This window comes from Streptomyces clavuligerus, from assembly GCF_005519465.1.
In the GTDB taxonomy this organism is placed as follows: Bacteria; Actinomycetota; Actinomycetes; order Streptomycetales; family Streptomycetaceae; genus Streptomyces; species Streptomyces clavuligerus.
On sequence record NZ_CP027858.1, the window covers coordinates 1,778,170 to 1,803,553 of the forward strand.

Genomic DNA, 25,384 nt, shown 5'->3' on the forward strand with positions numbered 1-25,384 from the left:
GTCGGCCGCAAGGAGGCAGAAGGCGATGCGCGTGGGTACGTTCGTACTGGCAGCCCAGTTCCCGGGCCAGGGGCAGGGGGAGGCACTGCATCGCGCGGTGCGCTCGGCCGAGGTCGCCGAGGAGTCCGGGCTCGACTCCGTGTGGCTCGCCGAGCACCACTTCGTCCCGTACGGGGTCTGCCCTTCCGCGGTGACCCTCGCCGGGCTGCTGCTCGGCCGCACCCGGAGGATCCGGGTGGGCACGGCGGTGAGCGTGCTGCCCGGAGTGCACCCGGTGGCCCTCGGTGAACAGGCGGCGCTGCTCCATGTCACCAGCGGCGGCCGGTTCACACTCGGTGTGGGGCGCGGCGGCCCCTGGGTGGACCTGGAGGTGTTCGGCGCGGGCCTCGAAGCCTATGAGTCGGGCTTCCCCGAATCGCTCGACCTGCTGCTGCGCTGGCTGCGGGAGCCCTCCGTGGGATCCGCCTCACCGCGGTTCCCCTTCCGCGAGGTGGCGGTGGTACCCCGGCCCGACGAGCTGATCGGCGGCCCGCCGGGACCGGAGACCGTGGTGGCGTGCACCTCGCCCACAACCGTGCGCCTGGCCGCCGAACGCGCCCTCCCGATGCTCCTCGGAATGCACTGCGGGGACGAGGAGAAGGCGGAGATGGTCGCCCTCTGGCGGCGCTGCGCCACGGAAGCGGGCCACCCGCCCGAGGTGGCCGCGTCCGCGGAGCATGTCTCCGCCGGAGTGGCACAGATCGCCTCCAGCGCGGCCGACGCGAGCGAACTCCTGCTCAAGGCGATGCCGGGCTGGCTGAAGCAGGGGCTCGACGCGCACATCACCGTCGACGGGCGGGTGCGGGTGATGCGGGACCCGCTGGCGTACACGGAGATGCTGTGCGGCATCCACCCCGTGGGCCCGCCGAAACTCGCCGCCGACCGCCTGGCGGCCACGGCCGAACGCACCGGCATCCGCCGCTTCGCCCTCCTGGTGGAGGGCTCGGGCGACCTGTCCGCGACCGAGGACACCATCCGCCGCCTCGGCGAAGACGTGCTGCCGCTGCTTCTTTGAGGCCCGGTTCGCCCTCATGGACCGACCGCCCGCGCCCCTGTGCCCGGGCCCAACGGCCGCTCCCGCCCTGCGGCGAGTGAGCCGAAGGGGTGCCGCGGGTGCCGAGAGCGGAGAGCGCGCGCAGGCCGCGGGGAACGAGCGGCCGAGCACGGTCGACCGTCGGCGCACGCTCCAGCACCCCCGGAGGCGAACCGAGCCGCCAACAGGGGCGTCCGTCGGCGCACGCTTCAGCGCCCCGGAGGCGAACCGGGCCACAAGAGACTCAGCAGTCGCGGAGGACCGGTGACTGGTTGAGCAACTGCCCCCGTATCGACGTGAAGCGCGTGAGCCTTTCGTCCACCGCCGGGTCCAGCGGGAAGACCGCGACACGGTGGCAGTTCTGGAAGGCCAGGCGCACGCCGAAGTGGCGTTCCAGCGAGCCGCGGATGGCATCGCTGGCGAGCGCACGCAGCAGTTGGCCGCGTGCCTGCTCGTCCGGCGGCGGCGTCTGGTTGTCGGCGAATTCTCCGCCGTCCACCCTCAGACGGTCCACCAGCGAGCTGATCATCTCCCAGGCGTAGGGCAGGGAGGTCCGGACGCAGTCGACGAAGTCAGCTTCGTCGACCTCGCCTCGCTCGGCCTGTGCCAACAGGGCCGGTGAGACGTCGAGCGACATGGGTTCTCCTCTCGCGGTCCCGGAGGTCCGGGACCTTACGGGCACGGGAAGAGGCCGCCGTACTGGAGCGTGCCACGGTAGTCATGCACATGACGCATGACGACGCAGAGTGTGCGAACAGCGACCTCCCGCATCAACGGTAAGTGCGCGCTCGGGGCCGCACCAGGAGAAGGAGCGGACATCCGGCTGGAAACGAAGGGGGACGAAGGGATCTACCCGAAGAATCTCAGTCAGCCGCAGGGGGTCCCCCACCGTGGGAGTACGTAGGGAGAATCGCGCGCGAGGGCCGGAGTCGAGTAGCGTTGCCGACCATGCGCCTTGTCATCGCCCGCTGCTCCGTGGATTACGCGGGCCGGCTCACCGCCCATCTGCCCTCCGCTCCCCGTCTGATCCTGGTCAAGGCAGACGGCAGTGTCTCCATCCACGCGGACGACCGGGCGTACAAACCACTGAACTGGATGTCGCCGCCGTGCACCCTCAAGGAGGGCGACGACAACATCTGGACGGTCGTCAACAAGGCGGGCGAGAAACTGATCATCACCATGGAGGAAGTTCTCCATGACTCCTCGCACGAGCTGGGCGTGGACCCCGGTCTGATCAAGGACGGTGTCGAGGCCCACCTCCAGGAGCTGCTGGCGGACCGGATCGAGACCCTGGGCGAGGGCTATAGCCTGATCCGCCGTGAGTACCCCACCGCCATCGGCCCCGTGGACATCCTGTGCCGGGACGCCGACGGCGCCACCGTCGCCGTGGAGATCAAGCGCCGGGGCGAGATCGACGGGGTGGAGCAGCTCACCCGCTATCTGGAGCTGCTGAACCGCGACCCCCGTCTCGCGCCGGTGAAGGGCGTGTTCGCGGCCCAGGAGATCAAGCCGCAGGCGCGGGTGCTGGCGACGGACCGCGGGATCGGCTGTGTGGTGCTGGACTACGACGCGCTGCGCGGTATCGAGGACGACAAGCTGCGGCTGTTCTGACACCGGGCGGCGCCGCGGGGCGCTGCGGGTCCGCGAGGATCTGCCCGGCGGTCCGGTCCGGAGGACGGCCCGTTGAACAAGATGTGCGCACGGCCCCGGGGAGCACCCCGGGGCCGTCGGTGTGTCAGGGGGCGGAGCGCTCCCCGGTCTGCCCGGTGCCGCCGGAGCCGCCGCCCGCCCGGCCGCCGGGGGGATCGTCCGGGTCGGTCCCGGAGTCGGGCGGGGACGGCGAGACCGGGGGCCTGCTGGACGGCGTGGTCGGGGGGACCGTGGGCGCCGACGGCGACGGGGCGGGGGGCTGCGAGGGCGTCGGCGAGGGCAGCGGCGGGGAGCCGCTGCCGGACGGCCGCGGCGGGGTGGTCGGACCGGGCGGCGGCCCGGACGGCGAGGCCGGGTCCGACGGCGCGGGGGGCCGGGACGGAGGCAGGGACGTACCGGGCGTACCGGGGGGAACGGATGCCGAGGGGCTCGTACCGCCGCCGGGGCGGGGCACGGTGCCGGCGGTCCGTCCCGGGAGGGTCTCCGGGGTGCCGGGGGTGCCGGCGCCGCTGCCGTCGGCGGACTGGCCGGAGCCCTCGCCCTCGCGCTCGTCGACGCCCTCGGACGTGGTCTCGCGGACCGGGCCGCCCTTGGGGTCCTCGTCGCGCCCGGCGGGGCCGAGGGTGATCATCGCGCCGACGACGGCGGCGAGCAGCACGACCGCTCCCCCGGCGGCGAGGTTGCGGCGGGTGCCGCGCAGCACGGCCAGGCGGGCGGCCGGGCGCTTGGCGGGCCCCGCCGGGACGGGGGTCTGCGGGACCGTCACCGTCGCCCCGGAGATCACCGGCAGCGGCTGGGTGCCACCCCGCCGCTCCTGGTCGCGCGGGGACACCGCCGCGCCGCCGCCGGACGACAGGGCGGGCGGCAGTGCGGCCGGGCGGGGCACCGGGGGGAGCCCGGCACGGGCGCGGGCCGCGTCGGGGGCCACGGGAACGGGGGCCGCTGCGGGCACCCGGCCGTTCTCCCGGTCCTCCACCAGGGCGAGGGCCCGGCGGCCGACGACCGTGCCGATACGGTCGGCGAGCGCGCCGCGCATACCGATCGAGGTCTCCAGCTCGGCCCTGGCCCGGTCGAGCCCGCCGGTGCAGAGCGCGAGGACACCCAGCTCATGGTGGAAGTACGCCTCCTCGGCCACCTCCCCCGCCTGCCGGGCGGCCTCGGAGCCCGCGCGCAGGGCACGTTCCCACGCGCTCCAGTGCAGCCCGGCGGCGAGGGCGGGCGCGGCGCTGCGGGCGAGACGCACGGCGGCGGCGGAGTGCCCGTCCTCCCGGCTCGCGACCAGGGCGGTGAGCGCGGCCAGGACGGCGTCCGCCTCGACGGCGACCCGTTCGGGGGTCACGGAGGGGTGCGCGGTCCACCAGGTGTAGTGCTGGGCGACGGTGTGGGCGCGGGCCTCGGCGGCGTCGCCGTACCCCTTCTCCTTGAGCTGGAGCAGGGCTCCGGCGGCGAGCCGGTAGCACCCGCCGGCCGGGGAGAGCAGTCCGCAGCGGAGGAGTTCGCCGATCGCGGTGTCGGCGTGGGTGTCGCCGACGAGGGCGGGCAGATGGGTCTGGTGGGGCAGTTCGCCGCCGAGGGCGACCGCGAACCGCAGGGTCCTGCGGGCCGCTTCGCCGAGCCGGGAGGCGAGCAGCGCGGCGGGGGCCGCGCCCTGCCCGAGGGTCGGCAGGGCCACCGCGCCGTCCTCGACGCCCTCCGGGGGCGCGAAGGCGTCGAAGCCGTCCGGATCGTCCCGCAGCCGCTCCTGGAGGGCGTCGCCCTGCCGCAGCAGCGCGCCCGCCTGGACGAAGCGCAGGGGCAGTCCGTCGGACTCGAACCAGAGGTCTCCGGCCCAGTTGGTCTCGTCCTCGGCGAGCGGCCGGTCCACGAGGTGCCGCAGCAGCTCCAGCGAGGTGGTGCGGTCCAGGCCCGGGAGGGCGACCTCCGCCAGCTCCAGCGCGGCGGGCGGTTCGGGGGCGTCGGGGCAGGCCGCGAGCAGGAAGGCGCACTCGGGTGCGGCGTCCAGCAGCTCGGCGAGCGCGCTGCCGCCGAACTCCAGGTCGTCCACGACGACGACGGCGCCGATCGCGGCGACATGTTCCAGCAGCCGGGCGCGGGCGGGCCGGTGCGAAGGGGCGTGGTGCACCGCGGCGAACAGCTCGTACAGCAGGTCGGCGGGGGTGCGGTGGCGGCCGTTGAGCCGTATGACGCCGTCGGGCGCGAGCCGGGCGCAGTCGGCGGCGACGGCGTCGAGGAGGGCGGTGCGGCCGGAGCCGCGGGGTCCGGTGATTCGCAACGAGCGGCCCCGGGACAGCAGGCTGCCGATGTGGGCGCGTTCGTCCTCGCGGCCGAGCAGCGGCGGGACGAGCGGCGCGGGCCCGGCCGGGGCGGGCGGGCGCCCGGCACGCTCGTGCTCGGCGCGCTGCTGCGGCGTGCGGCGGGGGGTGCCGGCCGAGGGGGCGTCAGGTACCGTGCCCGCGAAGGCGACCGGGGTGCCGGGCGGGCGCAGCTCTATCTCGCTGCCGTCGACCGGGTTGACCGTCAGGAGGAAGTCGCCGGAGACGAGTCGTGCGGTGCGGACGGGCGCGGGCCGGTCGAAGCCGGGCTTGCCGGGGTCGCGCGGCGGGCGCGTGGCTCCGGTGTCCTCGCCCGTGCTCTCGTGGTCCATAGGTGCAAGCCCCCCAAGTGCGCTGCGCACTGTCCGTCTCGGCCGTTCTGTCCGTCGGGGGTCCGTGGCAGGGCCGTGCGTGAAGGTTCTCCCGGTTCCCCTGGCACGTCCGGCGTCGCTGCGGTGCCGATGGGCCGCGGCGGGAGGGCGGGGAGCGGCCGGTGGCCTGGCTCCCGGGGCGCTCCGTGCGACGGCCGGCGATCGAACCCTAGACGTCAGCAGGGTATCCCGCATCGCACGGAGTGCCGCCTGCCGGTGGGGTCACAGCTTGATGAGGAGCCCATGGCACAGCGGGAACGGACGGCTCGGCGGCGGTCCGGGACGACGCGCGACGATCGGCGGCCCGGTGCCCACGGCCCGCGGTCGCGGCCCACGGCCTGGGACGGATCCGGACGGCACGAAGTCCCGGCCGGACGCGGCGGAGCGACCGACGCCCCGGACACCCGGGCCCAGCCGCGACCCCGCCACCCGGCGACGGCCGGGACGAAGCGGAACGGCCGGCCGGCCGAACGGCCCCGGACAGCCGGCGGGCCGAGGCGCACCCCCGGCGCCGGGGGTACCGCCGCACCTGAACGGCCGGAGCCTTGCGACGGCCCGCCGCCCCGGCGTCGGGCCGAGAGGACGCGAAGTCCCCTGGGCCGGACGGACCATGCGAAACCCCCGGCAGAACGGCCCCGGGCGGCCGACGGGCCGGTGCTGCCCGCCCGGTGGGCCAGGCACAGCGGCAGGCCGGGGAAACACGGCCACCTGCCCGTGCCCGCGGCTCACGCCCGGTGGCCGAATACCGCCAGGGCTCTGCCGTGACCCGCCCCCGGTGACAGACCGGAAGGACGCGGAGTCCCCGGGCCGGGCGGAACAGTCCCGAGCGGCGACGGGCCGGTGCACACGCCCGGCGGGCCGGGTACCACCCCGTCCGGAAGGCCGAGGCCCCGCTGCCGCGACCCCGCCACCCGGCGACGGCCGGGACGAAGCGGAACGGCCGGGCCACCAGGTCGGAACCGGGAGAAGCCGTCGCACGGCCGCCCGCCCGCGCCCGGCGGGCGGTCCGGCGGGCCGGGGCGGCCCGGGGTCATACCCGGGGCAGCGACTCCGCCGCGAGCCCGCCCTCGATCGCGAGGATGCGGTGCAGCCGGGTGGCCACCAGCAGCCGCTGCATCTGCGGCGGCACTCCGCGCAGCACGAGCCGCCTGCCGCAGCGGCCCGCCCGGCGGTGGGCGCCCATGATGACCCCGAGCCCGGTGGCGTCCCAGGAGTCGAGGGAGGTCAGGTCGAGCACCAGATCCCCGTCCCCGTCGTCGACCGCCGAGTGCAGGACCGTACGGGCGTCCGCCGCGCTGCGGACGTCGAGGCGGCCCCCGACCACCAGCTCGGCATGGTCGCCCCTGATGTGCATATGCGCTCCCCGAGAGTGCCGGTGCCCTGTGGACATGTCGTCGAGGCGGCACGGGCGCGCCCCACTCGCCCCTGCCGCTCCCCTTCTTGCTGCTGCTCGCCGCTGCTCGCGACCGCCTTCGCGCTGCCGCGGGGTCACCGGCGCACTGCCCGCATCGGCTGACTCCCCGTTCAGGAAGACGGTTTCCACGGGTCAGCGGAGTGACACCGGATTCACTCCGTGGAGTGAGCCCGGCGGTGACGGTGCCGGGCGCCTGCCGCCGCTCAGTAGCGGTAGAACCCCTGCCCGCTCTTGCGGCCGATGTCACCGGCGTCGACCATCCGGCGCATCAGCTCCGGCGCCGCGAACTTCTCGTCCTGGGACTCCGTGTAGATGTTGCCGGTGGCGTGGAGCAGGATGTCCACCCCGGTGAGATCGGCGGTGGCCAGCGGCCCCATGGCATGGCCGAAGCCCAGCTTGCAGGCGGTGTCGATGTCCTCGGCCGAGGCCACTCCCGACTCGTACAGCTTCGCCGCCTCCACCACCAGCGCCGAGATCAGCCGGGTGGTGACAAAGCCCGCGACGTCACGGTTGACGACGATACAGGTCTTGCCGACGGACTCGGCGAACTCCCGGATCGTGGCGAGGGTTTCATCGCTGGTCTTGTGGCCCCGGACCAGCTCGCAGAGCTGCATCATCGGCACCGGCGAGAAGAAGTGCGCGCCGACGACCCGCTCGGGCCGCCCGGTCACCGCCGCGATCTTGGTGATGGGGATGGCGGAGGTGTTGGAGGCGAGCACCGTGTCCTCGCGCACCAGCTTGTCGAGGGCGCGGAAGATCTCATGCTTGACCTCCAGCTTCTCGAAGACCGCCTCGACCACGACATCCGCGTCGGCGACCGCGTCCAGGTCGGTGGTGGCGGTGATCCGGGCCAGCGCGGCGTCGGCGTCGGCCGCCTCCAGCTTCCCCTTGGCGACAAAGCGGTCCCAGGAGCCCTTGACGGTGTCCAGGCCCCGGGTCAGCGCGTCGTCGGTGACATCGCGCAGCACCACGTCCCAGCCCGCCTGGGCGGAGACCTGCGCGATACCGGAACCCATGAGTCCGGCCCCGATGACGGCGAGCTTCCTGGCCACTGCGACACCCCTATCGCTCGTTGCCGTCCAACGGCTGTTTACCCGACGGCTCCTGGCCGGAGGTTAGCGGTCCCGGCGGGCCAAGTGGCGGCGAAGAGATGCGCGTCACGCTCCGTCCGGCGGACATCACACCGGGCACCCGGCCGGGGGGCGGGGAAAGCCGCCGGGACGAAACTACGCTGGGCCCATGGTCAATCTGACGCGCATCTACACCCGTACCGGCGACCAGGGCACGACGGCGCTCGGCGACATGAGCCGCACCGCCAAGACCGATCTGCGGATCTCCGCGTACGCCGACAGCAACGAGGCCAACGCGGTCATCGGCACCGCCATCGCGCTGGGACGCCTCCCCGAGGACGTCGTCCAGGCGCTCACCCGGGTCCAGAACGACCTCTTCGACGTGGGGGCGGACCTCTCCACCCCGGTGGTCGAGAACCCCGCGCACCCTCCGCTGCGGGTGGAGCAGCCCTATATCGACCGGCTGGAGGCCGACTGCGACCGCTTCCTGGAGGGCCTGGAGAAGCTGCGCAGCTTCATCCTCCCGGGCGGGACGCCGGGCGCGGCCCTGCTCCACCAGGCGTGCACGGTGGTCCGCCGGGCGGAGCGCTCCACCTGGGCGGCGCTGGAGGCGCACGGGGAGACGATGAACCCCCTGGCCGCCACCTATCTCAACCGGCTGTCCGATCTGCTCTTCATCCTGGCCCGGGTGGCGAACCGGGAGACGGGGGACGTCCTCTGGGTCCCCGGCGGGGAGCGCTGACAGCAGCGCACTGAACGGAGAGGAACGGAGAGGAACGGAGAGGAACAGAAGGGAACGGAGGGGGTGGACGGGGGGCTCAGCGGCGGCGCTCCACCTTCACCGGGACACGCGGCGCATCCTCCCCGCCGCTCCCGTCGCTCCCGTCGCCCTCGTCGTTCCCGTCGCCCGACCCCGCGGGTGCCCGCCGCGGCCAGATGACATAGGTGAGGGCGATCAGACCGTGGATACCGGTGATCTTCCATGCCTGAAGGAGCCACGCCTCCAGGCTCGCCGTGCGGGCGGCGTCACCCACGTACAGGATCGCGAGCAGCAGCAGTCCGCTCGCCACCACCGCGCCCACCACGGTGCCGGCCCACAGCTTTCCCTCGTGGGCGGCGCGCGCCTTCCCGTACCGGGGCGGCTCCGGCGGCGGCGGGGCGCCCCCGAAGCGGTGGGCGGCGTGGCCGTCGAGCCATGTCACCGTGCGGTGGCCGTGGCCGACGGTGTAGCCGATGTAGAGCGCGGCGAGACCGTGGTGCCAGCTCGGTTCGGCGCCGTTGCGCAGATCGATCGCCGTGGCGGCCAGCAGCACGACCTCCAGCAGCGGTTCGCACAGCAGCAGGGCCATGCCCAGCCGGGGCCTGCGCAGGACATACCGTGCGCCGAGACCGGCCGCCAGCAGTACCCAGAAACCGACCTCACAGATGATGATCAGCGCAAGGACCACGGTCCGACCACGCCCTCTCCCCGTCCGGACGAACACCTACCCCACCAGCCTCCCGGCCCCGGGGCCCCGCGTCGTCGTCGCCGGTGAGGAACCCGGACTGCATCCTTCGGTGTACTCGGTGGAACGGAGGCTCCGCCGGGCCGGCGAGGTCCGGAGCCCCGAGGGCGTGTTGGATGAGGAGGTGACCGTTCCACGCCCCCACCGCGACGATGTCGTCCTGGCCTCGGCGGCCCTGCTGGGCGGGGTGCTGCTGTGGTCCCTGGGGCTCTACACCCAGCGCGAGTCCTCGCTCCCGCCGTGGGCGACCCTGGTACCGCTGACGGTGCTCTGCGTCCAGGAGCTGTTCCGCCGCTCGCTGCCGCTGACCACCCTGCTCGTGGGCACCGCCGCGCTGGTCGCGGACCTCTTCACCCACGGCAATCTGATCACCGTGCTCCTCTTCACCGATGTGGTGTACGCGGCGGTCGTCTACGGCCCGCCCTCGGCCGCCCGGCGTATCCCGGTGGCGGCCGGGCTGCTCACCGTCGCGTCGACCGTCGCCTTCCTGGTCTGGCTCCGCAGCCCCGAGGGGCTGCTCCTCGGGGTGGTCATCGGCATGATCACTGTCGGTCCCGCGGCCACCGGAGTGATCATCCGCAACCATCGGGACGCCGCCGAGACGGCCCGGCTGCGGGCGGAGCAGACGGCGCTGCTGGCCGAGATGGACCGGGTGCAGGCCGTGACCGCCGAACGCGGCCGGATGGCCCGCGAGCTGCACGACATGGTCGCCAACCATCTCTCGGCGATCGCCATCCACTCCACGGCGGCACTCTCCCTGGACGACCCGGCGGTCACCCGTCAGGCGCTGGGGGTGATCCGGGAGAACAGCGTCGCCGGACTGACCGAGATGCGCCGGCTGATCGGGCTGCTCCGGGAGGGCGGGGACGATCGGGAACCCGCCGCCGCGCCCACCCTCTCCGGGCTCGAAGCACTGATCGAACAGGCCCGTGTCACCGGCGCGGCCAGCGGTCTGACCTTCACCCTGCTGGACGGACGCGATCCGGAGCTGCGGCTCCCGGCCCCGGTGGAGATGGCGGCCTACCGGATCGTCCAGGAGTCGCTGACCAACGCGCTCAAGCACGCCGACCCGGGCGAGGTGCGCGTCGAGCTGGCCCATGACCCCGGAGGGGCGCTGACCGTCGGGGTGAGCAGCGTCCACGGCGACCGCTCCGGTCCGCGCGCGCCGGGGTCCGGCAGCGGACTGGTGGGGATCAGGGAGCGGGTCGCCCTGCTCGACGGGGAGGTCGCCGCGGGCCCCGTCCCGGGACCGCCGGGCGGACCGGCGAAGATCTGGTGCGTACGGGCCGTACTGCCCGTGCGGGACGACAAGGAGCCTTTCGTATGACGCGGTATCCGCCGGCCGACGAGCGTCCTGAGTGGACGGGCCGGGTACGGGTCCTGGTCGCCGAGGACCAGAGCGCGGTCCGGGCGGGCCTGGTCCTCATCCTGCGCAGCGCGCCCGACATCGAGGTCGTGGGGGAGGCGCCGGACGGCGAGGAGGCGGTACGGCTGGCCCGGGAGCTGCGGCCGGACCTGGTGCTGATGGACGTCCAGATGCCGCGGCTCGACGGGGTCTCGGCGACCCGGCAGATCGTGGCGGACTCCCTGGCCGATGTGCTGGTGCTGACCACGTTCGACCTGGACGAGTACATCTTCGGGGCGCTGCGGGCGGGGGCTTCGGGCTTTCTGCTGAAGAACACCGAGGCGGCCGATCTGCTGGCGGCGGTGCGGACGGTGGCCCGGGGCGAGGGGCTGATCGCCCCGGCGGTGACCCGTCGGCTGATCGCCGAGTTCGCGGCGCCGCGCCGGGTGCGCGGCCCCGGCGGGCCCGATCCCTCGGTGCTCGACGTGCTGACCCGGCGGGAACGGGAGGTGCTGTCCGCCGTGGGTGAGGGCCTGTCGAACGCGGAGATCGCCGTCCGGCTGTCGATGGCGGAGGCCACGGTGAAGACCCATGTCAGCCGGTTGCTGAACAAGCTGGAACTGAGGAGCCGGGTACAAGCGGCCGTCCTGGCGCAGGAGTTGGGGATCTAGACACCGCCCCTCCGCACGCCTCTCCCCACGCCCTTCCGCACGCCCGTTCGGGCAGCCCGAGGGCGCGGGGGGCGATTCCCGGCCCCGACCCCCACCTTTGGTCTGGACCTATTGACGATTGGTCCAGACCTTCCTAGTCTCGCCGCATCACACGCTGCGGTGAGCCACGCAGAGTGCGCAGTGCACGGTCGCCCCACCCCACTGTCCGGACCTCCTCAAGGAGTACCCGTGAGCACTCAACCCCCACCACTGCACGGTTCCAGAAGTCGTCCTACCCGCTGGGCACGGCTTTCCACCCGATCCCGGATCACAGCGGCGCTGACGGCCCTGATCATCCCGCTGGCCGCAATGGTCGGACTCGCCACCCCGGCCCAGGCCGCGACGTCCGCGACCGCGACCTACGCCAAGGCCGCCGACTGGGGAAGCGGCTTCGAAGGGCGGTGGACCGTCAAGAACACCGGGACCACCACCATCAACGGCTGGACCGTGGAGTGGGACTTCCCCGCGGGCACCCGGGTCACCTCCGCCTGGGACGCCGATGTGACCAACGTCGGCAACCGCTGGACCGCCAAGAACAAGCCCTGGGCCGGATCGCTGGCCCCCGGGGCCTCCGTCACCTTCGGGTTCAACGGCACCGGCACCGGAGCCCCGTCGAACTGCAAGCTCAACGGCAACTCCTGTGACGGCGGCGGGGTCCCGGGCGACACCCCGCCGACCGCCCCCGGTGTCCCCACCGCGGGCACCGTGACGGAGACCTCGGCCGTCATCAGCTGGACCGCCGCGTCGGACGACAAGGGCGTCAAGAACTACGACGTCTACCGGAACGACACCAAGGTCACCACCACCACGGCCCTGACCTTCACCGACACCGGTCTGACCAAAGGCACGAACTACACCTACACCGTGCAGGCGCGGGACACCGCCGACCAGCTCGGCCCGAAGAGCGAGCCGCTCTTCGTCACCACCCCGGGCGGCGGCGGGGGCAACCCGGGCACTGCCAAGAAGATGGTCTACTTCACCCAGTGGGGCATCTACGGGCGCAACTACCACGTCAAGAACCTGGACACCTCCGGCATCGCCGCGAAGATCACCCACATCAACTACGCCTTCGGCAATGTGCAGGGTGGTCGCTGCACCATCGGTGACGCCTTCGCCGACTACGAGAAGGCGTACACCGCGGACCAGTCCGTGGACGGTGTCGCCGACACCTGGGACCAGCCGCTGCGCGGCAACTTCAACCAGCTCCGCGAGCTGAAGAAGAAGCACCCGCACATCAAGGTCCTGTTCTCCTTCGGCGGCTGGACCTGGTCCGGCGGCTTCACCCAGGCCATGCAGAACCCGGCCGCCTTCGCCGACTCCTGCTACCGGCTGGTGGAGGACCCGCGCTGGGCCGATGTCTTCGACGGCATCGACCTGGACTGGGAGTACCCCAACGCCTGTGGTCTGACCTGTGACACCAGCGGCCCCGCGGTGATGAAGAACATGATGCAGGCGTTCCGTGCCCGGACCGGTCCGAACTACCTGCTGACCGCCGCCATCACCGCCGACGCCTCCTCCGGCGGAAAGATCGACAACGCCGACTACGGCGGCGCCGCGCAGTACACCGACTGGTACAACGTGATGACGTACGACTTCTTCGGCGCCTGGGCGGCGCAGGGCCCGACGGCCCCGCACTCCCCGCTGACCTCCTACCCGGGCATCCCGCAGCAGGGCTTCAACTCCGCCGACGCCATCGCCAAGCTGAAGGCCAAGGGCGTCCCCGCGGCCAAGCTGCTGCTGGGCGTCGGCTACTACGGCCGCGGCTGGACCGGGGTGACCCAGGCGACACCGGGCGGCACCGCCACCGGACCCGCGCAGGGCACCTACGAGCCCGGCTTCGAGGACTACAAGGTCCTGAAGAACACCTGCCCGGCCACCGGAACCGTCGGCGGCACCGCCTACGCCAAGTGCGGCAGCAACTGGTGGGGCTACGACACCCCGGCGACCATCGCCACCAAGATGGCCTGGGCCAAGAGCCAGGGCCTGGGCGGCGCCTTCGCCTGGGAGGCCAGCGGTGACACCGGCAACGGCGAGCTGACCACGGCGATCGACAACGGTCTGAAGTAGGCCCTCCGCACCACCCGCAGCACGGGCGACAACAGCACGGCACAGAACCGCAGGACCGCCAGCACGACAGAGGGGCCGGGGATCACTCCCCGGCCCCTTCGCCATTCCTCCGGGGAGGACCGGAGCGCGGCCCGCTCCCGCCGGCGGCTGAAGCAATCGCCCGCCACACCCCCGGGAGGCGGACTCTCCCGCCGGGTGAAGTCGGTTCAGTACGCGCGGAGAAGCGGTCCGCGCTCCCGGGAATGACACAGAACCCGCCGTCTCCCAGAGCTGTGGGCCCAGGGCGTACGGCACCGCCGGAAGGCCGTTGCGCATGCCCGCGCCCCGCGCGCAAGAGGACCGAGAAGGACAGTGGGACGCTCCACCGTGATGGAGTGGCAGGCCCACCCGGGCCGCCGGCCGCGGAAAAGCCTCTCCGCCGCCGCGTCATCGCTCGATATGCATATCGAGATGAGGCGCACGGGTCGTACGAGGCCTGAAAAAATGCACCGGCTATCGACCTCCCCCATAAAGATGGAACCACCGGCGAGTTGCCGAATTCACGGCCTTCCATATCCCTGGAACTCACTTTCCCGTGCCGGAATCCATACGCCTCCACATGACACAGAGGCATCCGCCATCAACCTTTCACACCATTGAATGGTGATTTTCCAGCATTTCTTACCAATCGACCGTTATCACAACCACAGCAATCCGGAATCTTCCCGTCCGTAGAAAGAATCGCGCCATTGACACGTGAAAAACGACTATCACTCAGCCAAGTAAAGCGAGAAATTACCGAAGGGTAACATTCCATATCACCTCTCCACCAGGACCTTCACCTGAACGAGGAGCGCCGAGCGGTCCACTGTGATCCACGACACACTCGCCATGATCGGCACCCCACCTAAGATGCTTGTACTTGCCAACGACATCGAGTGAATCGCCGACAACACCCGTCGGGAAATAAATCAGCAATCCCGCACATGGCTTGATCTATCCGTTGCGGAGGTGCAGGGTGCAAACCATTCCTAGTGAACTCTCCCGAAGACGCTCTCTCATTACCGGAGGCGCCGGATTCATAGGAGGAAACCTGGCCCGGAGGCTTACAGAGTCGGGTTGTGATGTCACTGTCGTCGACGACTTGCGCGTCCCTCCAATGATTCCACCGGAGGGGACAGGTAAATTTCTTGAGAAATCAATACTTGAACTCCACGAAGATGATCTTTCGAATGTCGGGACCGTTTACCATCTAGCCTCGCACAAAAGCGTTCCACGATCGTTCAAGGAACCACTTGAATATCTGGATAACGTGGACTCCGGCCGCCATCTGCTCCGTCTGTGCGCGAAGGCCGGGGTACCGAGAGTGGTCATCGGGAGCACCTGCGAGGTGTACGGGCGGGCCGATCTCCTGCCGACACCAGAGACCAGTCCGCTGGCCCCGCTCTCCCCCTATGCCGCGAGCAAGGTGGCGTTGGAGATGCTGGCCCGGGCCCATCAGAAGGCCCCGGGAGCTCCCGAGATCGGGATCGTCCGATTCTTCAATGTGTACGGCCCCGGCGAACGGCCCGACGCCCTGGTCCCCCGGCTCTGCGCCAACCTCCTGCTCAACGGTGAGCTTCCGGTCGAGGGCGCCGGCAGCCAGCGCCGGGACTTCAGCTACATCACCGATGTCGTCGACAAGCTGATCGCGCTCGCGGGCGGCCCTCTCCCACCAGTGCTCAACCTCGGCTCCGGTATCTCCTTCTCCGTCAACGAGGTTGTGGCCCTGCTGCAGCGGATCTCCCCCGGTGCTCGTGTGGCCAGAAGGCCGAACAGGGTCAACGAGATCATGGAATTCCGCGCCGACACCACTCAGCAGAATCTCCGTATCGCCCCCTCCCCGGACACGGTCGGCATGGAGAAGGGAACAGAGTTGACGCTCGCGTGGTGGCAATCACGCGATGCGGACGATATCCACCAGCGCGTTCTTCACGAGGAGTCCCACTGATGGCCGGCTATACCGCCCCTGTACGTGCAAGCCTCGACGTCACCTACGCATGCGACCTGCGGTGCATCCACTGCCGCACCAACACCGGTGAGATCCCCCTGCACATCCGGCGCAAGATGCTCTCCATCGAGCAGTTGCAGAACACGATGCTCGAACTGGACCGGATGGGCACCTTCGAGATCACCCTCACAGGCGGTGAGCCCACCGTCCGCAAGGGGTTCTGGCAGCTTCTGGACGTCGTGCCGAAACTGCGGCACTCGACGGTCACCCTCATCACCAACGCGGCCAACCACACCCGTGAACAACTCGACCGCATCGTCGACAGCGGAATCGACTCCATCCGCGTCAGCATGGACGGTACCCGCGAAACCTTCGCAGCCGTCCGGCTCATGGACGTCTTCGACACCGTCATGGAGAACTCCGCCTATCTGCGGGACCGGGTCCGCAGCTTCAAGGTGCTGACCACAGTCATGAAGACCAACCAGCACAACGTCTTCGACCTGGCACACCATCTGCGGGGGCAGGGGTTCCGTCGGCAGGACCTCATCCTGGTGCGGGCCCACGGCCGGGGCGGTCGGAACCGGCTGCTCCTGACCGAGCAGGAGACCATGGCGATCCATCAGCGGGTGACCGAGTTCAAGCGGAACGTCCCTGTGACGGATTTCGACCTGAACCTCAACGCCCCCTACCTGGTTCCGGGCGAGAGCCTCCGTCCCTTCCAGGATGTAGTGATGTTCCCCTATCTGGTGAGGGACAGCAGTGTCGCGATCTCTGCCACCGGGGACGTGACCATGAGCCGTCTGTACAGCGCCGCCCCCTTGGGCAATGTCAAAGACGCGCCGGTCCCGGAGATCTGGTCGAAGGGCCAGCAGCAGTTGGTCGAGGAACAGGAGGAGTTCACCGAGGACCGACTGCGTCAGATCTTCTGGGACTTCGCCTCCGAGGACGCGGACGACGCGCCCCCGCTCACCTCGCTGCTGGACCGCCAGATCTTCGAAGGTGCAGAGGTGAGATAGTCGTGACCCGGGAAGTACTGATCCGTCTGTATGACGTACCACCCTCCCGGCCCGCTCTGGACGCCCTGGCCTCAGTCCTCCTTCCCCACGGGGACCAGGACCGGCCCGCCTCCGGGGTCACCCCCGTCTTCAGCCCGTGCGCAAACCCACGCACCGCCACCTCCGTGAGGCTCCGACAGGGTGGAGACACCCTCGGTAGCTGCGACATCAACACCTCGGGGCCGGGTACGGTCGGGCCCTGCGAGATCGCGGATACCATCGCCGCCGCGCATCGCCCACTGGTCCGCTGGGCACTGGTCCATCTCGCGCTGGAACACCTCGGCTGGCTGGGCTACGCCTATGGGTTGCTGAACATCGGGGAGCACACAGACGGACTCCCTCCGGCGGTGGCGGACGCAGCGTGGCAGATCCCCCTCACCACCGGACGCACCAGAGCAGCGAGCCGGGACGACCCCAGCCTGAAGTGGGCGGACTTCTTCATCGACCTGCGCACCTGGTCTCCCCGCGACAAGCCGGCGACGCTCCACGCGGCCGGCCGTGAGCTGGTGGTCCGCCGCCCGGAGGCCAGTGAGGGACTCCTCCTCGTCGAATGGATCAAAGAGACCTTCGGCGGAGGCTGGGCGAGCGAGATCCACCGGTCCTTCTCACGGGACCCGATCTCCTCGGTCATCGTCGTGGACCAGGACACCGGCCTGCCCGCGAAGGAGCGGCTGATCGGATTTGTCGCGTACGACACCGCACGGCTCGGCATGCTCTCCACCATCGCCCTCATCCCCTCGGTACGCGGTCACAGTCTGGAGCTGGCCCCGGCCCTCCTGGAGGAGTGCTTGCGCCAGGCCAAGGCGAGCGGAATGCCGTATGCCGTCCTCGGGGGAGTCGCCAACCGGCTGACCGCCCTGCGCTATATCAACGCACTGTGGACCATTCCCGGTTCGTACCCCGGGATCTTCGGGAAGGGCATCCGGAACTAATGAAGATCATTATCACTGTCTCCGATCAGGTCTGGGGCGGAAAGCACCGCTATATGCAGGACGTCGCGGACGGCCTTGTCGCGCACGGTCACTCGGTAACCGTCCTCGCCGAGGAAGGCGGGGCCATGCTGGAGGTGTGCCAGGCCGCCGGTCTGGACACCGTGAGTGTGCCGCCTTTCGCCGACGACACCGCTGTGGACGCCGTCTCGGCGGTCCTGCTGGACCGTCGGCCCCACGTCGTCTGTGTCACCGGGCGGGCCGACGCCTCGGTGGTCCAGAGCGCCGGAGAACACACAGCCGACGAGATGGCGGTCTGCCTCTTCCGGCACTCGGCCTTCCCCCTGGGCACCACGGACGAGGTGCGCGAGCTGTTCAGCAGGGTGGATCTGGTCGTCGCCACCTCCCAGGAACAGTACCTGCGGCAGTTCCAACCCCTGGTCGAGGCGGGGATTCTGGAAGAGGAACAGGTCGAGGTTCTCACCAGCGGTGTCCGGGGGACGCTCCTGGACGCGCTCGACACGGCAGACCGGGACGCCGCGCGAGAACGGCTGGGAATCGCTCCGGACCAGTATGTCTTCCTCTCCCTCGCACGGCTCTCCTGGGAGAAGGGTCTGGACCGCGTGGTCGGAACCCTGCCCGAGCTGAGAAGTGGCCCCGACTCGCCTCCCCCGCTGCTCGTCGTCGCGGGCGACGGTCCACTCGAAGACGACCTGCGCGCCCAGGCCACCGAGCTCGGCATTGCGGATCAGGTCCGGTTCATCGGCCATCAGCAGGAGGTCGCTCCTGTCATCGCCGCGGCGGACGCCGTCGTTCTCGCCAGTACCGTGCCCGAAACGGGACCGCTCGCGCTCAAGGAGGCCATGGCGGGCGGGCGGCCCGTCGTCGCTGCGGCCCAGGGCGGTATCCCCGAGTTCGTCGAGGACGAGCGGCACGGCCTCCTCATCGTGGACGACGAGGATCTGCGACAGGCGATGCAGCAGATGATGGACGACCGTCACGCGGGAGCCGCCATGGGACGGGCCGGCCGGGAGGCCATCCACGGGGGACACCGCGCCGCACAGCGCGTCGAATATCTCTCCCACCGGCTGGATCTGCTGGTCATCGACCGGATCGGCCCAGAGGTCGTACTCGGGGAAGTGGTCTGGGACGAGGTACGGCTCCGTGAGGAGAGCGACAGCGGCTTCGTCTTTGTGCCCCACTCCTCCCACATCATGGAGGTGGACGCCGAGACCTTCGCGGTCCTCACCGCCTCCGTCGAGGCCAAAGATCCCCGCCTGCTCCTCAAACCGGCTGCGGTGCCGACCCGTTCCCTGGCAGAGCGGCTCTATGCCATGGGTGCCCTCAGCCGGCCGGGAGCGGCGGCCACCACCCCGGCCCTCCGGTGAAGGTCCTGGTCATCGCCGCACACCCGGACGACGAGGTCCTGGGTGCCGGGGCCACGGTGGCGACCCTGAGCCGCCAGGGCGCTCAGGTGCACATCCACATCATGGCGGAGGGTGTCTCCCTCCGGCACGAGGGTGTCACCAGGGAACAGGCCAGAGCCCGATGCGAGACTGCGGCCGGAGAACTGGGTGCGAAGGAGATCTCTTTCGGGGGGTACGCGGCCGATGGGCGGCTCCTCGCCGATCTCTCTCAGCGCCCGGTGGTCGACGGGGTGGGAAAACTGCTGCGGGAGACCGGCCCCGAACTCGTCCTCACCCACCACCCGGGCGACATCCATGCGGACCACCGGAGAGTGGCCCACGCGGTGTCCTATGGCACCCGAATCCTGGGCGGCGGGCCGGTCCGCCAGGTACTGCACTTCGAGGTGCTGTCCTCGACGGAACAGCAGACCGGTCTCATGGCACCGTTCCGGCCCGATGTCTTCTACGACGTGACCGGGGAGGTCGAGGCCAAGTGCCGGGCCCTCGCCGCCTACGACTACGAAGTGCACGAGCCGCCCCATCCGCGCTCCCTGGAAGCCGTCCGCACCCTGGCCGCCCACCGGGGACACCAGGTCGGGGTCACCGCCGCGGAGGCATTCGCCCTGGGACGGGAGCTGCGCACCTCGCCGACGACAGGACACGACACCCTCGGAGTGGGACGGACATGAGAGTTCTTGTCACCGGAGGAGCCGGGTACGTGGGCTCCTTCACCGTACGCGGGCTGGCCGCGGCCGGACACGACGTCGTCGTGGCCGACAATCTCAGCACCGGCCGACGCGAGGCGGTGGCCGAGCACGATCTGAGGGTCGTGGACATCCTCGACACCGAGGCCCTGCGCCGGGTCTTTCAGGGATTCCGTCCGGATGCCGTGATCCACTTCGCCGCTCTGAAGTCGTCGGAGGCGTCGCTGCGGGACATCACCACGTACTACCGGGTCAATGTGACAGGCACCCAGAACGTGCTCGGGCTGTGCGCCGAGACGGGTGTCGGACGCTTCGTCTTCTCCTCGTCCTGCGCGGTCTACGGGACACCGCAGATCTGCCCGGTGGACGAGTCGGCGCCCGTCCGCCCGGAGAGCCCCTACGGTGAGTCGAAGTATCTGTGCGAACGCATGATCGCCTCCTACGGCAGGGCCACGGGGATGCGCTACGCCAACCTCCGCTACTTCAACGCCGCAGGTGCCGCCGCCGACGGCGCACTCGGGGAGAACGCGGGTCCCTCCGCCACCCAGATCCTTCCGGTCGCCGTCCGGACGGCACTCGGGCTCGTCCCCACACTGCGGATCTTCGGTGGGGACTACCCGACAGCGGACGGAACCGCCCTCCGCGACTACATCCATGTGGAGGACCTGGCCCGCGCTCATGCCCGGGTGGTGGAGGAACTGGACAGCGACGACCGGAACGGAGCCGTCAACCTCGGTCGCGGCGAGCCTGTCAGCGTACGCGAACTGGTCGACGCCCTGGAGAAGGTCTCCGGCAGGACCATCGATGTGTCCACCGTCCCACGGCGGCCCGGTGACCCAGCTCTGTCATGGGCCGATCCGGCACTGGCGGAGAGCCGGTTCGGCTGGCGCGCCGAGCACAGCTTCGACGACATCGTCCGTACCGCCTGGGCCTGGCACACCCGAGTACCGGCCTCGCTGGAGTGAGATGCACCTCTATCTGCTGCGTCACGCCGAGGACCGACCCACGCCACGGCCCCCGCACACCCGCCGTCTCACAGACCGCGGACACCGCCAGGCGTGGGCGGCTGCCCGCTGGCTGGCGGGACAGCACCCCACCGAAATACGCAGCAGCACCCTGGCCCGCGCGCGACGGACGGCAGACGCCGTGGGGCGCGAGGCCGGGCTGCCCGTACGGGAAGATCCACATCTCAACGAGATCCACTGGGAGTCACCCACAGGGGAGAGCCTGCCGCACCCCCGTGAGAACCGCTGGTATCCGCCCCCTCCGGGGGCGGAGTCCTGGCACGATTTCATGGGGCGGGTGGCCTTGTCGGTCAGCGGTCTGTGCCGGAACGCGTCAAGGGGACAGCGGATCGTGCTCGTGACCCACAGCGGCTTCTTCGACGCGGTCCAAGAACTGCTGAACGGTGGCGGGAGCCGCGTGGAACTCAAGGTCGCCCACACGGGGATCACTCAGTGGGAGTACCGCCCGGGCTGCTTCGGAGGCTCCTGGCTGCTGCATCGGCACAACATCGTCCCCGGCCTTTCGCCGCTCCCCTCCCCCACACCCGATGGACCGGGAAACCCCGGCGGAACGGAGCCGAACACATGATCGCCCAGCGGGCACGGATGGTTGTCATCTGTGTCGACGGGGGCCTGCCCTCTCTGATCCGACAGCATGATTTCTTCAATCTCGCCCAGCGGCTCCCTTCGCTCGCCGGCACCGCCGTCCAAGAGCTGCGGAGCATCTACCCCTCGTCCACCGCGCCCTCGCACGCCTCCTTCCTCACCGGGGCCTACCCCCGTGACCACGGGATCGTGGGCAACCGCTTCTGGGAAACGGAGGCGCCAGAAGAGATCCGGCGCCGTGCGGACGACCCGCTGGCCGCCTTCCACCCCTACGAGAAGAGCTCACTCACCGCCCCGGATCTGCTGGACTGGCTGGCGGAACAAGGGGCCTCGATGGCCGCGGTGCACTTCCCGCACACTTTCTCCCGTTCCGCCGAGCTGTCGATCCCGAGCTGCTACTGCCTGTACGCACCCGCCCGGGAGGCGGTCGTCACCCTGGAGTACGAGGGGTCCGCGGAGGCACGGGCCCGGGTGGAGCTGTCCTACTTCGGACACCCCCTGGCTCTGCGGGTGCGGGTCGGCGGGGAGGGTGTCACTGTCCTCGCCGGAGACGACGGGGAGCCCACTGTGCTGCGGGGCAGTGAGCCCGTCCGGCTGGATGTACGCATGCCCTGGGGGTCCCTGTCGGCCGCTGTCTCCGTCCGGCACCTGGACCGGCGAGAGATAGGGCTGAGTCTCGGGACCGCCGTGATCACCCTGGGATTCGGCGGGCTGGACCCGGCACGCTATCGGGGAGGCACCGGGCCCGCCTCTCTCTCTGTCGAGTACAGCGCCAACCCCGATCACGACTTCCATGAGTCGCCCCGCGCCGAATGGGTGGAACGGGCCGCCCTCGACATCCTCGCCGATCACGACCCCGATGTGCTGTTCGTCCGCTTCAACCAGGCCGACCACGCCCAGGAGTTTCTCTACTGGCATGCGGTACGGAGCAACCCGGAAGCGCGGGAGACCGCGTGGAAGCAGATACTCGATGTCTACACCCGTATCGACGCCTGTGTGGGCCGGCTGGCCGAGGCCGTGGGCGACCGGGCGGAGTTCGTCCTCTTCTCCGACCACGGCATCGACTGGGTCGAGTCCCATCTGCGGCCCAACCGTCTCCTCCAGGAGCTGGGACTCGCCGACCGCATGGTCTTCCAGGGTGACAGCAACTGCGCCTATCTCTATACGGCCGAGCCCCTGACCACGGCCGAGGAGCGGACACTGCGTGAAGGTCTCCGCCGATTCCATCCGTCCGTCGCTGTCCTCACGACCGAGGACCAGACCCGGTTGAACCTGCCCGTCGGCAGCCCTCGCGTCGGCCGACTGACGGTGACCTGCGGTCGCCACACCGAGTTCCAGTACGGCCCGGGAAAGCTCCAGGAGGAAGTGACATCGGCGTCACACGGCTATCTCCCCGGTGACCCCGCCATGAACGGCTTCTACCGGGCCTTCGGTACGGTCGCCGCCCATCGACCGCCTCCCTCGGTGATCACCGGTGCGGCAACCGTGATCCGTGACGTCTGGCGTCGGCTGACAGTACCGGGAGCGTCGACGTGAGTGCCGACCAGCGATACGCCTACGAGGTGGAGGATCTGCACAAACGGTACGGCGACTCAACGGAACCGGCCAACGCGGGCCTGTCGTTCCGCATCGAGGAGGGGGAGTTCTTCGGTCTTCTGGGCAGCAACGGGGCCGGAAAGACCACACTCATCAAGCAGATGATCGGTCTGGTGCGGCCCGACCGCGGTTCAATACGGCTCTTCGGCCACGATGTCTTCGCCCACTCCCGGTACACCACAACCCATGTGGGCTACATGCCGCAGACGGCCTTCGCCCTGAACAGTCTGACCGTCAGGGAAGCCGTCTACTTCAGTGCCCATCTGCGGGGCATGTCCATCAGGGCCGCCAAAAGGGAACGGGACACCCTGCTGGAGGCTCTCGGTCTGACGGCACTGGCACGCAAGGTCGTCCGACAGCTCTCGGGCGGCGAGCGCCGACTGCTCCAGCTCGCGGTGACCCTCACCGGCGCACCACCGGTCCTGATCCTGGACGAACCCACCAATGAACTCGACCCCTCCCGCCGCCGCCAGGTGTGGGACCTGCTCCGGGACCTCCATCAGCGCGATGGGCGCACCGTCATTCTGATCACCCACAACGCGATCGAGGCGGAACAGGTCATCGAGCGGGTCGGGATCATGCGCGAGGGCGAACTGGTGGCCCTGGGTGCTCCCGCCGAGCTGAAGTCGTCCCTGCGCTCCCGGGTCCGGCTGACCATCACGCTCGGCGAAGGCGATGTCCTCCCGGACTACCTGCGGATTCAGTCCGAACACCGAGGGCGTGTGGTGGCACTGGTCGACTCCGCCGACCTTCCCCGCCTGACCAAGGACGTGGATCTCACCCGCTTTCCCGAGTTCACGATCCATACGGCGACCTTGGAAGATGTCTATGTCACCTACGCGTGAAGGGATTTCCGGCCTGAGCTTCCCCCGTCAGGTCTGGAACCTCTTTCGAATCCAGTTGACCAACTGGCGTTGGTCATGGCCGCAAATGGTGCTCACCGGCATGCTCGCCCCCATGGTCAGTCTCGCGGCCCTGGGCCTCTTCGCCCGGGAATCCGGTCCGGAGGCAAGTGAGTTCGTGCTGACCGGAAGCGTCACCATGGCCATTCTGTTCGAGACACAGAACAAGATTGCCAGCAATTTCGCCTTCATGCGCAGCACCGGAGCCTTTGAGTACTACGCCTCGATGCCGGTACGGCGGGAGGCCCTCATCCTGGCCACCCTGGGGGCCTTCTCACTGCTCTCGCTGCCCGCGGTCGCGGTGACCCTGCTGCTGGGCTCGGCCTTGCTCGACGTCCCTCTCGGCTTCTCGCCCTTCGCCCCGTTCTGTCTGCTCCTGGCCCTGCTGCCGTCGGCCGGACTCGGAGCACTGATCGGCAGTCGCTGCACCACCATAGAGCAGGCATCCTCACTGAGCCTCGCCACGACACTGCTCATGATGACGCTCGGCCCGGTGGCCGTCCCTCCCGATCTGCTGCCCGACATCCTGGTCACGATCGGGCATGCCAACCCCGCGGTGTACGCGTCGAGCACGCTACGCCAGTCGATCACCTCACCCAGCGGTCTCGATGTGCTGCCCAGCCTGGGGGCCCTCTGCGTCTTCGCCCTCGCCGCCTGGCTGCTGACCACCCTGGGCATGCACTGGCGTGCCCGGTACTCCCGGGTCTCCTGACCCCGAGCAACTCCCGACACGAGAGGAACGCAGCAATGACCGAGAAAGAGTTCATCGACGTTCTGGCACCTCTGATGGAGGAAATCATCGGGACGACGATCAACGAGACCCAGCTCGACATCACTTTCGGCGATCTGGATGTGGACTCCCTGAACCAGATAGAGATCATCACTCGGATCGAGGATGCCTTCGACTGCGAGATAGACGACAGCACCCTGCGGACCATTCGCACTCCACGCGGCGTCATGGAATACATCGCCGGCGTCAGCGCCACTCGGTGAGCACCTCGCACTCACTCTGGCGGTCAGGGAACGTACGGTGGCTCGGCTGGTGGACGGCGGCGCACCTCGGTGCACTGATGCTGATCGTCGGACTCGCCCAGGACAAGGAATTGACCAGGTCGCTCTGCGCGTGGGGGAGCGACACCTCGCGCTCCGGAGCCGTCGACTTCATCACCTCCTGGGGCAATCCCTTGCCGGTGACTCTGCTCGCGGTGGTATCGGCCTGTGTCGCGCTCCTCCGCCGAGAGGTCATGGCCGCGACCACGCTGCTGGCGGTGCCCTATGCCGCTGCTCTGAGCTGTAGCCTCCTCAAGGAGTTGGTGGAGCGGCAACGGCCGGGGCTCGCCTGCTCCGCCGCGGCCGAGGGGTTCAGCTTCCCGAGCGGGCACGCCGTGAGCACAACCACCGGATTCATCCTCGTCGCCCTGTTCCTGAGCCGGTTCCTCCGCGCTCCCGCCGCACACCTGGTTCTGGTACTCGCCGTTGTCTGCTCCGAGCTGGTCGCTCTGAGCCGGGTTCTGCTCGGCGTGCACTACTCCGTCGATGTACTGGCAGGGCAGCTCCTGGGCGGCCTCTGGCTGCTCCTCGGCATCGTCCTGCTGGGGCAGCGGCGAAAACTCCGGACGCCGGAGAAACTCAGGGCCGACAAGAGCCGGTCTGCTGCCTGAGCAGCGGCCACAGGCCGACGGTGTCCCGGTGCCGCA

Annotated in this window: 23 protein-coding genes; 18 read left to right on the top strand and 5 right to left on the bottom strand. The window is 70.1% G+C overall.

What is annotated here, in order from left to right:
- The first annotated feature begins 25 nt into the window (after positions 1-25).
- Positions 26-1,054 (top strand): LLM class flavin-dependent oxidoreductase, encoded by a 1,029-nt coding sequence (locus tag CRV15_RS07055; RefSeq protein ID WP_003952405.1) that lies wholly within the window; start codon positions 26-28, stop codon positions 1,052-1,054.
- 262 nt (positions 1,055-1,316) lie between these two features.
- Here the strand turns inward: CRV15_RS07055 and CRV15_RS07060 are convergent, their stop codons facing one another.
- Positions 1,317-1,709 (bottom strand): SCO5389 family protein, encoded by a 393-nt coding sequence (locus tag CRV15_RS07060; protein WP_003952406.1) that lies wholly within the window; start codon positions 1,707-1,709, stop codon positions 1,317-1,319.
- A gap of 311 nt (positions 1,710-2,020) precedes the next feature.
- Between CRV15_RS07060 and nucS the strand changes: the two genes are divergently transcribed.
- Complete coding sequence (nucS, locus tag CRV15_RS07065) at positions 2,021-2,683, top strand: endonuclease NucS (protein ID WP_003961875.1); 663 nt, start codon at positions 2,021-2,023, stop codon at positions 2,681-2,683.
- A 124-nt stretch (positions 2,684-2,807) separates the two neighbouring features.
- Here nucS and CRV15_RS07070 read toward each other — a convergent pair whose 3' ends face one another.
- The 3 genes from CRV15_RS07070 to CRV15_RS07080 all read right to left on the bottom strand — a co-directional run bounded on the left by CRV15_RS07070 (position 2,808) and on the right by CRV15_RS07080 (position 7,871).
- Positions 2,808-5,366, bottom strand: coding sequence for a P-loop NTPase family protein (locus CRV15_RS07070; RefSeq protein ID WP_003961874.1), 2,559 nt, complete (start codon positions 5,364-5,366; stop codon positions 2,808-2,810).
- A 1,069-nt stretch (positions 5,367-6,435) separates the two neighbouring features.
- On the bottom strand, positions 6,436-6,759 hold the full coding sequence (locus CRV15_RS07075; protein WP_003952412.1) for an STAS domain-containing protein: 324 nt from the start codon (positions 6,757-6,759) through the stop codon (positions 6,436-6,438).
- 263 nt (positions 6,760-7,022) lie between these two features.
- Entirely contained in the window at positions 7,023-7,871 is an 849-nt protein-coding gene (locus CRV15_RS07080; RefSeq protein WP_003952413.1) for a 3-hydroxyacyl-CoA dehydrogenase family protein, read from the bottom strand.
- Positions 7,872-8,058: 187 nt separating this feature from the next.
- Here CRV15_RS07080 and CRV15_RS07085 point away from each other — a divergent pair, with 187 nt between their 5' ends.
- On the top strand, positions 8,059-8,631 hold the full coding sequence (locus tag CRV15_RS07085; RefSeq protein WP_003952414.1) for a cob(I)yrinic acid a,c-diamide adenosyltransferase: 573 nt from the start codon (positions 8,059-8,061) through the stop codon (positions 8,629-8,631).
- 76 nt (positions 8,632-8,707) lie between these two features.
- Here CRV15_RS07085 and CRV15_RS07090 read toward each other — a convergent pair whose 3' ends face one another.
- Complete coding sequence (locus CRV15_RS07090) at positions 8,708-9,337, bottom strand: hypothetical protein (protein ID WP_003952415.1); 630 nt, start codon at positions 9,335-9,337, stop codon at positions 8,708-8,710.
- 181 nt (positions 9,338-9,518) lie between these two features.
- Between CRV15_RS07090 and CRV15_RS07095 the strand changes: the two genes are divergently transcribed.
- The 15 genes from CRV15_RS07095 (at position 9,519) to CRV15_RS07165 (ending at position 25,348) form a co-directional block, all read left to right on the top strand.
- Positions 9,519-10,721: a sensor histidine kinase gene (locus CRV15_RS07095; protein WP_003952416.1), complete on the top strand. Its 1,203-nt coding sequence runs from the start codon at positions 9,519-9,521 to the stop codon at positions 10,719-10,721.
- Positions 10,718-11,410 carry a response regulator gene (locus CRV15_RS07100; protein ID WP_003952417.1) on the top strand — a complete coding sequence of 231 codons (693 nt, stop codon included), beginning with the start codon at positions 10,718-10,720 and terminating at the stop codon, positions 11,408-11,410. The genes CRV15_RS07095 and CRV15_RS07100 overlap by 4 nt, the downstream gene beginning before the upstream one ends.
- 348 nt (positions 11,411-11,758) lie before the next feature.
- Positions 11,759-13,516, top strand: a complete 1,758-nt coding sequence (locus CRV15_RS07105) for a glycoside hydrolase family 18 chitinase (protein ID WP_003961869.1) — start codon at positions 11,759-11,761, stop codon at positions 13,514-13,516.
- Between the two features lie 997 nt (positions 13,517-14,513).
- A complete protein-coding gene (locus CRV15_RS07110; protein ID WP_003952419.1) occupies positions 14,514-15,485 on the top strand; it encodes an NAD-dependent epimerase/dehydratase family protein in 972 nt (323 codons plus the stop codon).
- On the top strand, positions 15,485-16,501 hold the full coding sequence (locus CRV15_RS07115) for a radical SAM protein (RefSeq protein ID WP_003961867.1): 1,017 nt from the start codon (positions 15,485-15,487) through the stop codon (positions 16,499-16,501). The genes CRV15_RS07110 and CRV15_RS07115 overlap by 1 nt, the downstream gene beginning before the upstream one ends.
- Positions 16,502-16,665: 164 nt before the next feature.
- A complete protein-coding gene (locus tag CRV15_RS07120) occupies positions 16,666-17,472 on the top strand; it encodes a GNAT family N-acetyltransferase (RefSeq protein WP_269217513.1) in 807 nt (268 codons plus the stop codon).
- The gene (locus CRV15_RS07125) at positions 17,472-18,857 is read left to right on the top strand and encodes a glycosyltransferase family 4 protein (RefSeq protein WP_003961865.1); all 1,386 of its coding nucleotides are present in this window, start codon (positions 17,472-17,474) and stop codon (positions 18,855-18,857) included. Before CRV15_RS07120 ends, CRV15_RS07125 begins: the two co-directional genes overlap by 1 nt.
- A complete protein-coding gene (locus CRV15_RS07130; RefSeq protein WP_003961864.1) occupies positions 18,854-19,564 on the top strand; it encodes a PIG-L deacetylase family protein in 711 nt (236 codons plus the stop codon). Before CRV15_RS07125 ends, CRV15_RS07130 begins: the two co-directional genes overlap by 4 nt.
- Positions 19,561-20,544, top strand: coding sequence for a UDP-glucose 4-epimerase GalE (galE, locus tag CRV15_RS07135; protein WP_003952423.1), 984 nt, complete (start codon positions 19,561-19,563; stop codon positions 20,542-20,544). The genes CRV15_RS07130 and galE overlap by 4 nt, the downstream gene beginning before the upstream one ends.
- Position 20,545: 1 nt before the next feature.
- Positions 20,546-21,172, top strand: a complete 627-nt coding sequence (locus CRV15_RS07140) for a histidine phosphatase family protein (RefSeq protein WP_003961863.1) — start codon at positions 20,546-20,548, stop codon at positions 21,170-21,172.
- Positions 21,169-22,725, top strand: coding sequence for an alkaline phosphatase family protein (locus tag CRV15_RS07145; protein WP_003961862.1), 1,557 nt, complete (start codon positions 21,169-21,171; stop codon positions 22,723-22,725). The genes CRV15_RS07140 and CRV15_RS07145 overlap by 4 nt, the downstream gene beginning before the upstream one ends.
- Entirely contained in the window at positions 22,722-23,630 is a 909-nt protein-coding gene (locus CRV15_RS07150; protein WP_003961861.1) for an ABC transporter ATP-binding protein, read from the top strand. Before CRV15_RS07145 ends, CRV15_RS07150 begins: the two co-directional genes overlap by 4 nt.
- A complete protein-coding gene (locus tag CRV15_RS07155; protein ID WP_003961860.1) occupies positions 23,614-24,399 on the top strand; it encodes an ABC transporter permease in 786 nt (261 codons plus the stop codon). The genes CRV15_RS07150 and CRV15_RS07155 overlap by 17 nt, the downstream gene beginning before the upstream one ends.
- 35 nt (positions 24,400-24,434) lie before the next feature.
- Positions 24,435-24,680, top strand: a complete 246-nt coding sequence (locus CRV15_RS07160; RefSeq protein ID WP_003952427.1) for an acyl carrier protein — start codon at positions 24,435-24,437, stop codon at positions 24,678-24,680.
- A complete protein-coding gene (locus CRV15_RS07165) occupies positions 24,677-25,348 on the top strand; it encodes a phosphatase PAP2 family protein (RefSeq protein WP_003952428.1) in 672 nt (223 codons plus the stop codon). Before CRV15_RS07160 ends, CRV15_RS07165 begins: the two co-directional genes overlap by 4 nt.
- Positions 25,349-25,384 lie beyond the last annotated feature (36 nt).

What these genes read in the sequence shown, in the direction of transcription:
- CRV15_RS07055 (WP_003952405.1), top strand. Translation starts at nt 26, where the DNA reads ATGCGCGTGGGTACGTTCGTACTGGCAGCCCAGTTCCCGGGCCAGGGG.
- CRV15_RS07060 (WP_003952406.1), bottom strand. Translation starts at nt 1,709, where the DNA reads ATGTCGCTCGACGTCTCACCGGCCCTGTTGGCACAGGCCGAGCGAGGC.
- nucS (WP_003961875.1), top strand. Translation starts at nt 2,021, where the DNA reads ATGCGCCTTGTCATCGCCCGCTGCTCCGTGGATTACGCGGGCCGGCTC.
- CRV15_RS07070 (WP_003961874.1), bottom strand. Translation starts at nt 5,366, where the DNA reads ATGGACCACGAGAGCACGGGCGAGGACACCGGAGCCACGCGCCCGCCG.
- CRV15_RS07075 (WP_003952412.1), bottom strand. Translation starts at nt 6,759, where the DNA reads ATGCACATCAGGGGCGACCATGCCGAGCTGGTGGTCGGGGGCCGCCTC.
- CRV15_RS07085 (WP_003952414.1), top strand. Translation starts at nt 8,059, where the DNA reads ATGGTCAATCTGACGCGCATCTACACCCGTACCGGCGACCAGGGCACG.
- CRV15_RS07100 (WP_003952417.1), top strand. Translation starts at nt 10,718, where the DNA reads ATGACGCGGTATCCGCCGGCCGACGAGCGTCCTGAGTGGACGGGCCGG.
- CRV15_RS07105 (WP_003961869.1), top strand. Translation starts at nt 11,759, where the DNA reads ATGGTCGGACTCGCCACCCCGGCCCAGGCCGCGACGTCCGCGACCGCG.
- CRV15_RS07115 (WP_003961867.1), top strand. Translation starts at nt 15,485, where the DNA reads ATGGCCGGCTATACCGCCCCTGTACGTGCAAGCCTCGACGTCACCTAC.
- CRV15_RS07125 (WP_003961865.1), top strand. Translation starts at nt 17,472, where the DNA reads ATGAAGATCATTATCACTGTCTCCGATCAGGTCTGGGGCGGAAAGCAC.
- galE (WP_003952423.1), top strand. Translation starts at nt 19,561, where the DNA reads ATGAGAGTTCTTGTCACCGGAGGAGCCGGGTACGTGGGCTCCTTCACC.
- CRV15_RS07140 (WP_003961863.1), top strand. Translation starts at nt 20,546, where the DNA reads ATGCACCTCTATCTGCTGCGTCACGCCGAGGACCGACCCACGCCACGG.
- CRV15_RS07145 (WP_003961862.1), top strand. Translation starts at nt 21,169, where the DNA reads ATGATCGCCCAGCGGGCACGGATGGTTGTCATCTGTGTCGACGGGGGC.
- CRV15_RS07155 (WP_003961860.1), top strand. Translation starts at nt 23,614, where the DNA reads ATGTCACCTACGCGTGAAGGGATTTCCGGCCTGAGCTTCCCCCGTCAG.
- CRV15_RS07160 (WP_003952427.1), top strand. Translation starts at nt 24,435, where the DNA reads ATGACCGAGAAAGAGTTCATCGACGTTCTGGCACCTCTGATGGAGGAA.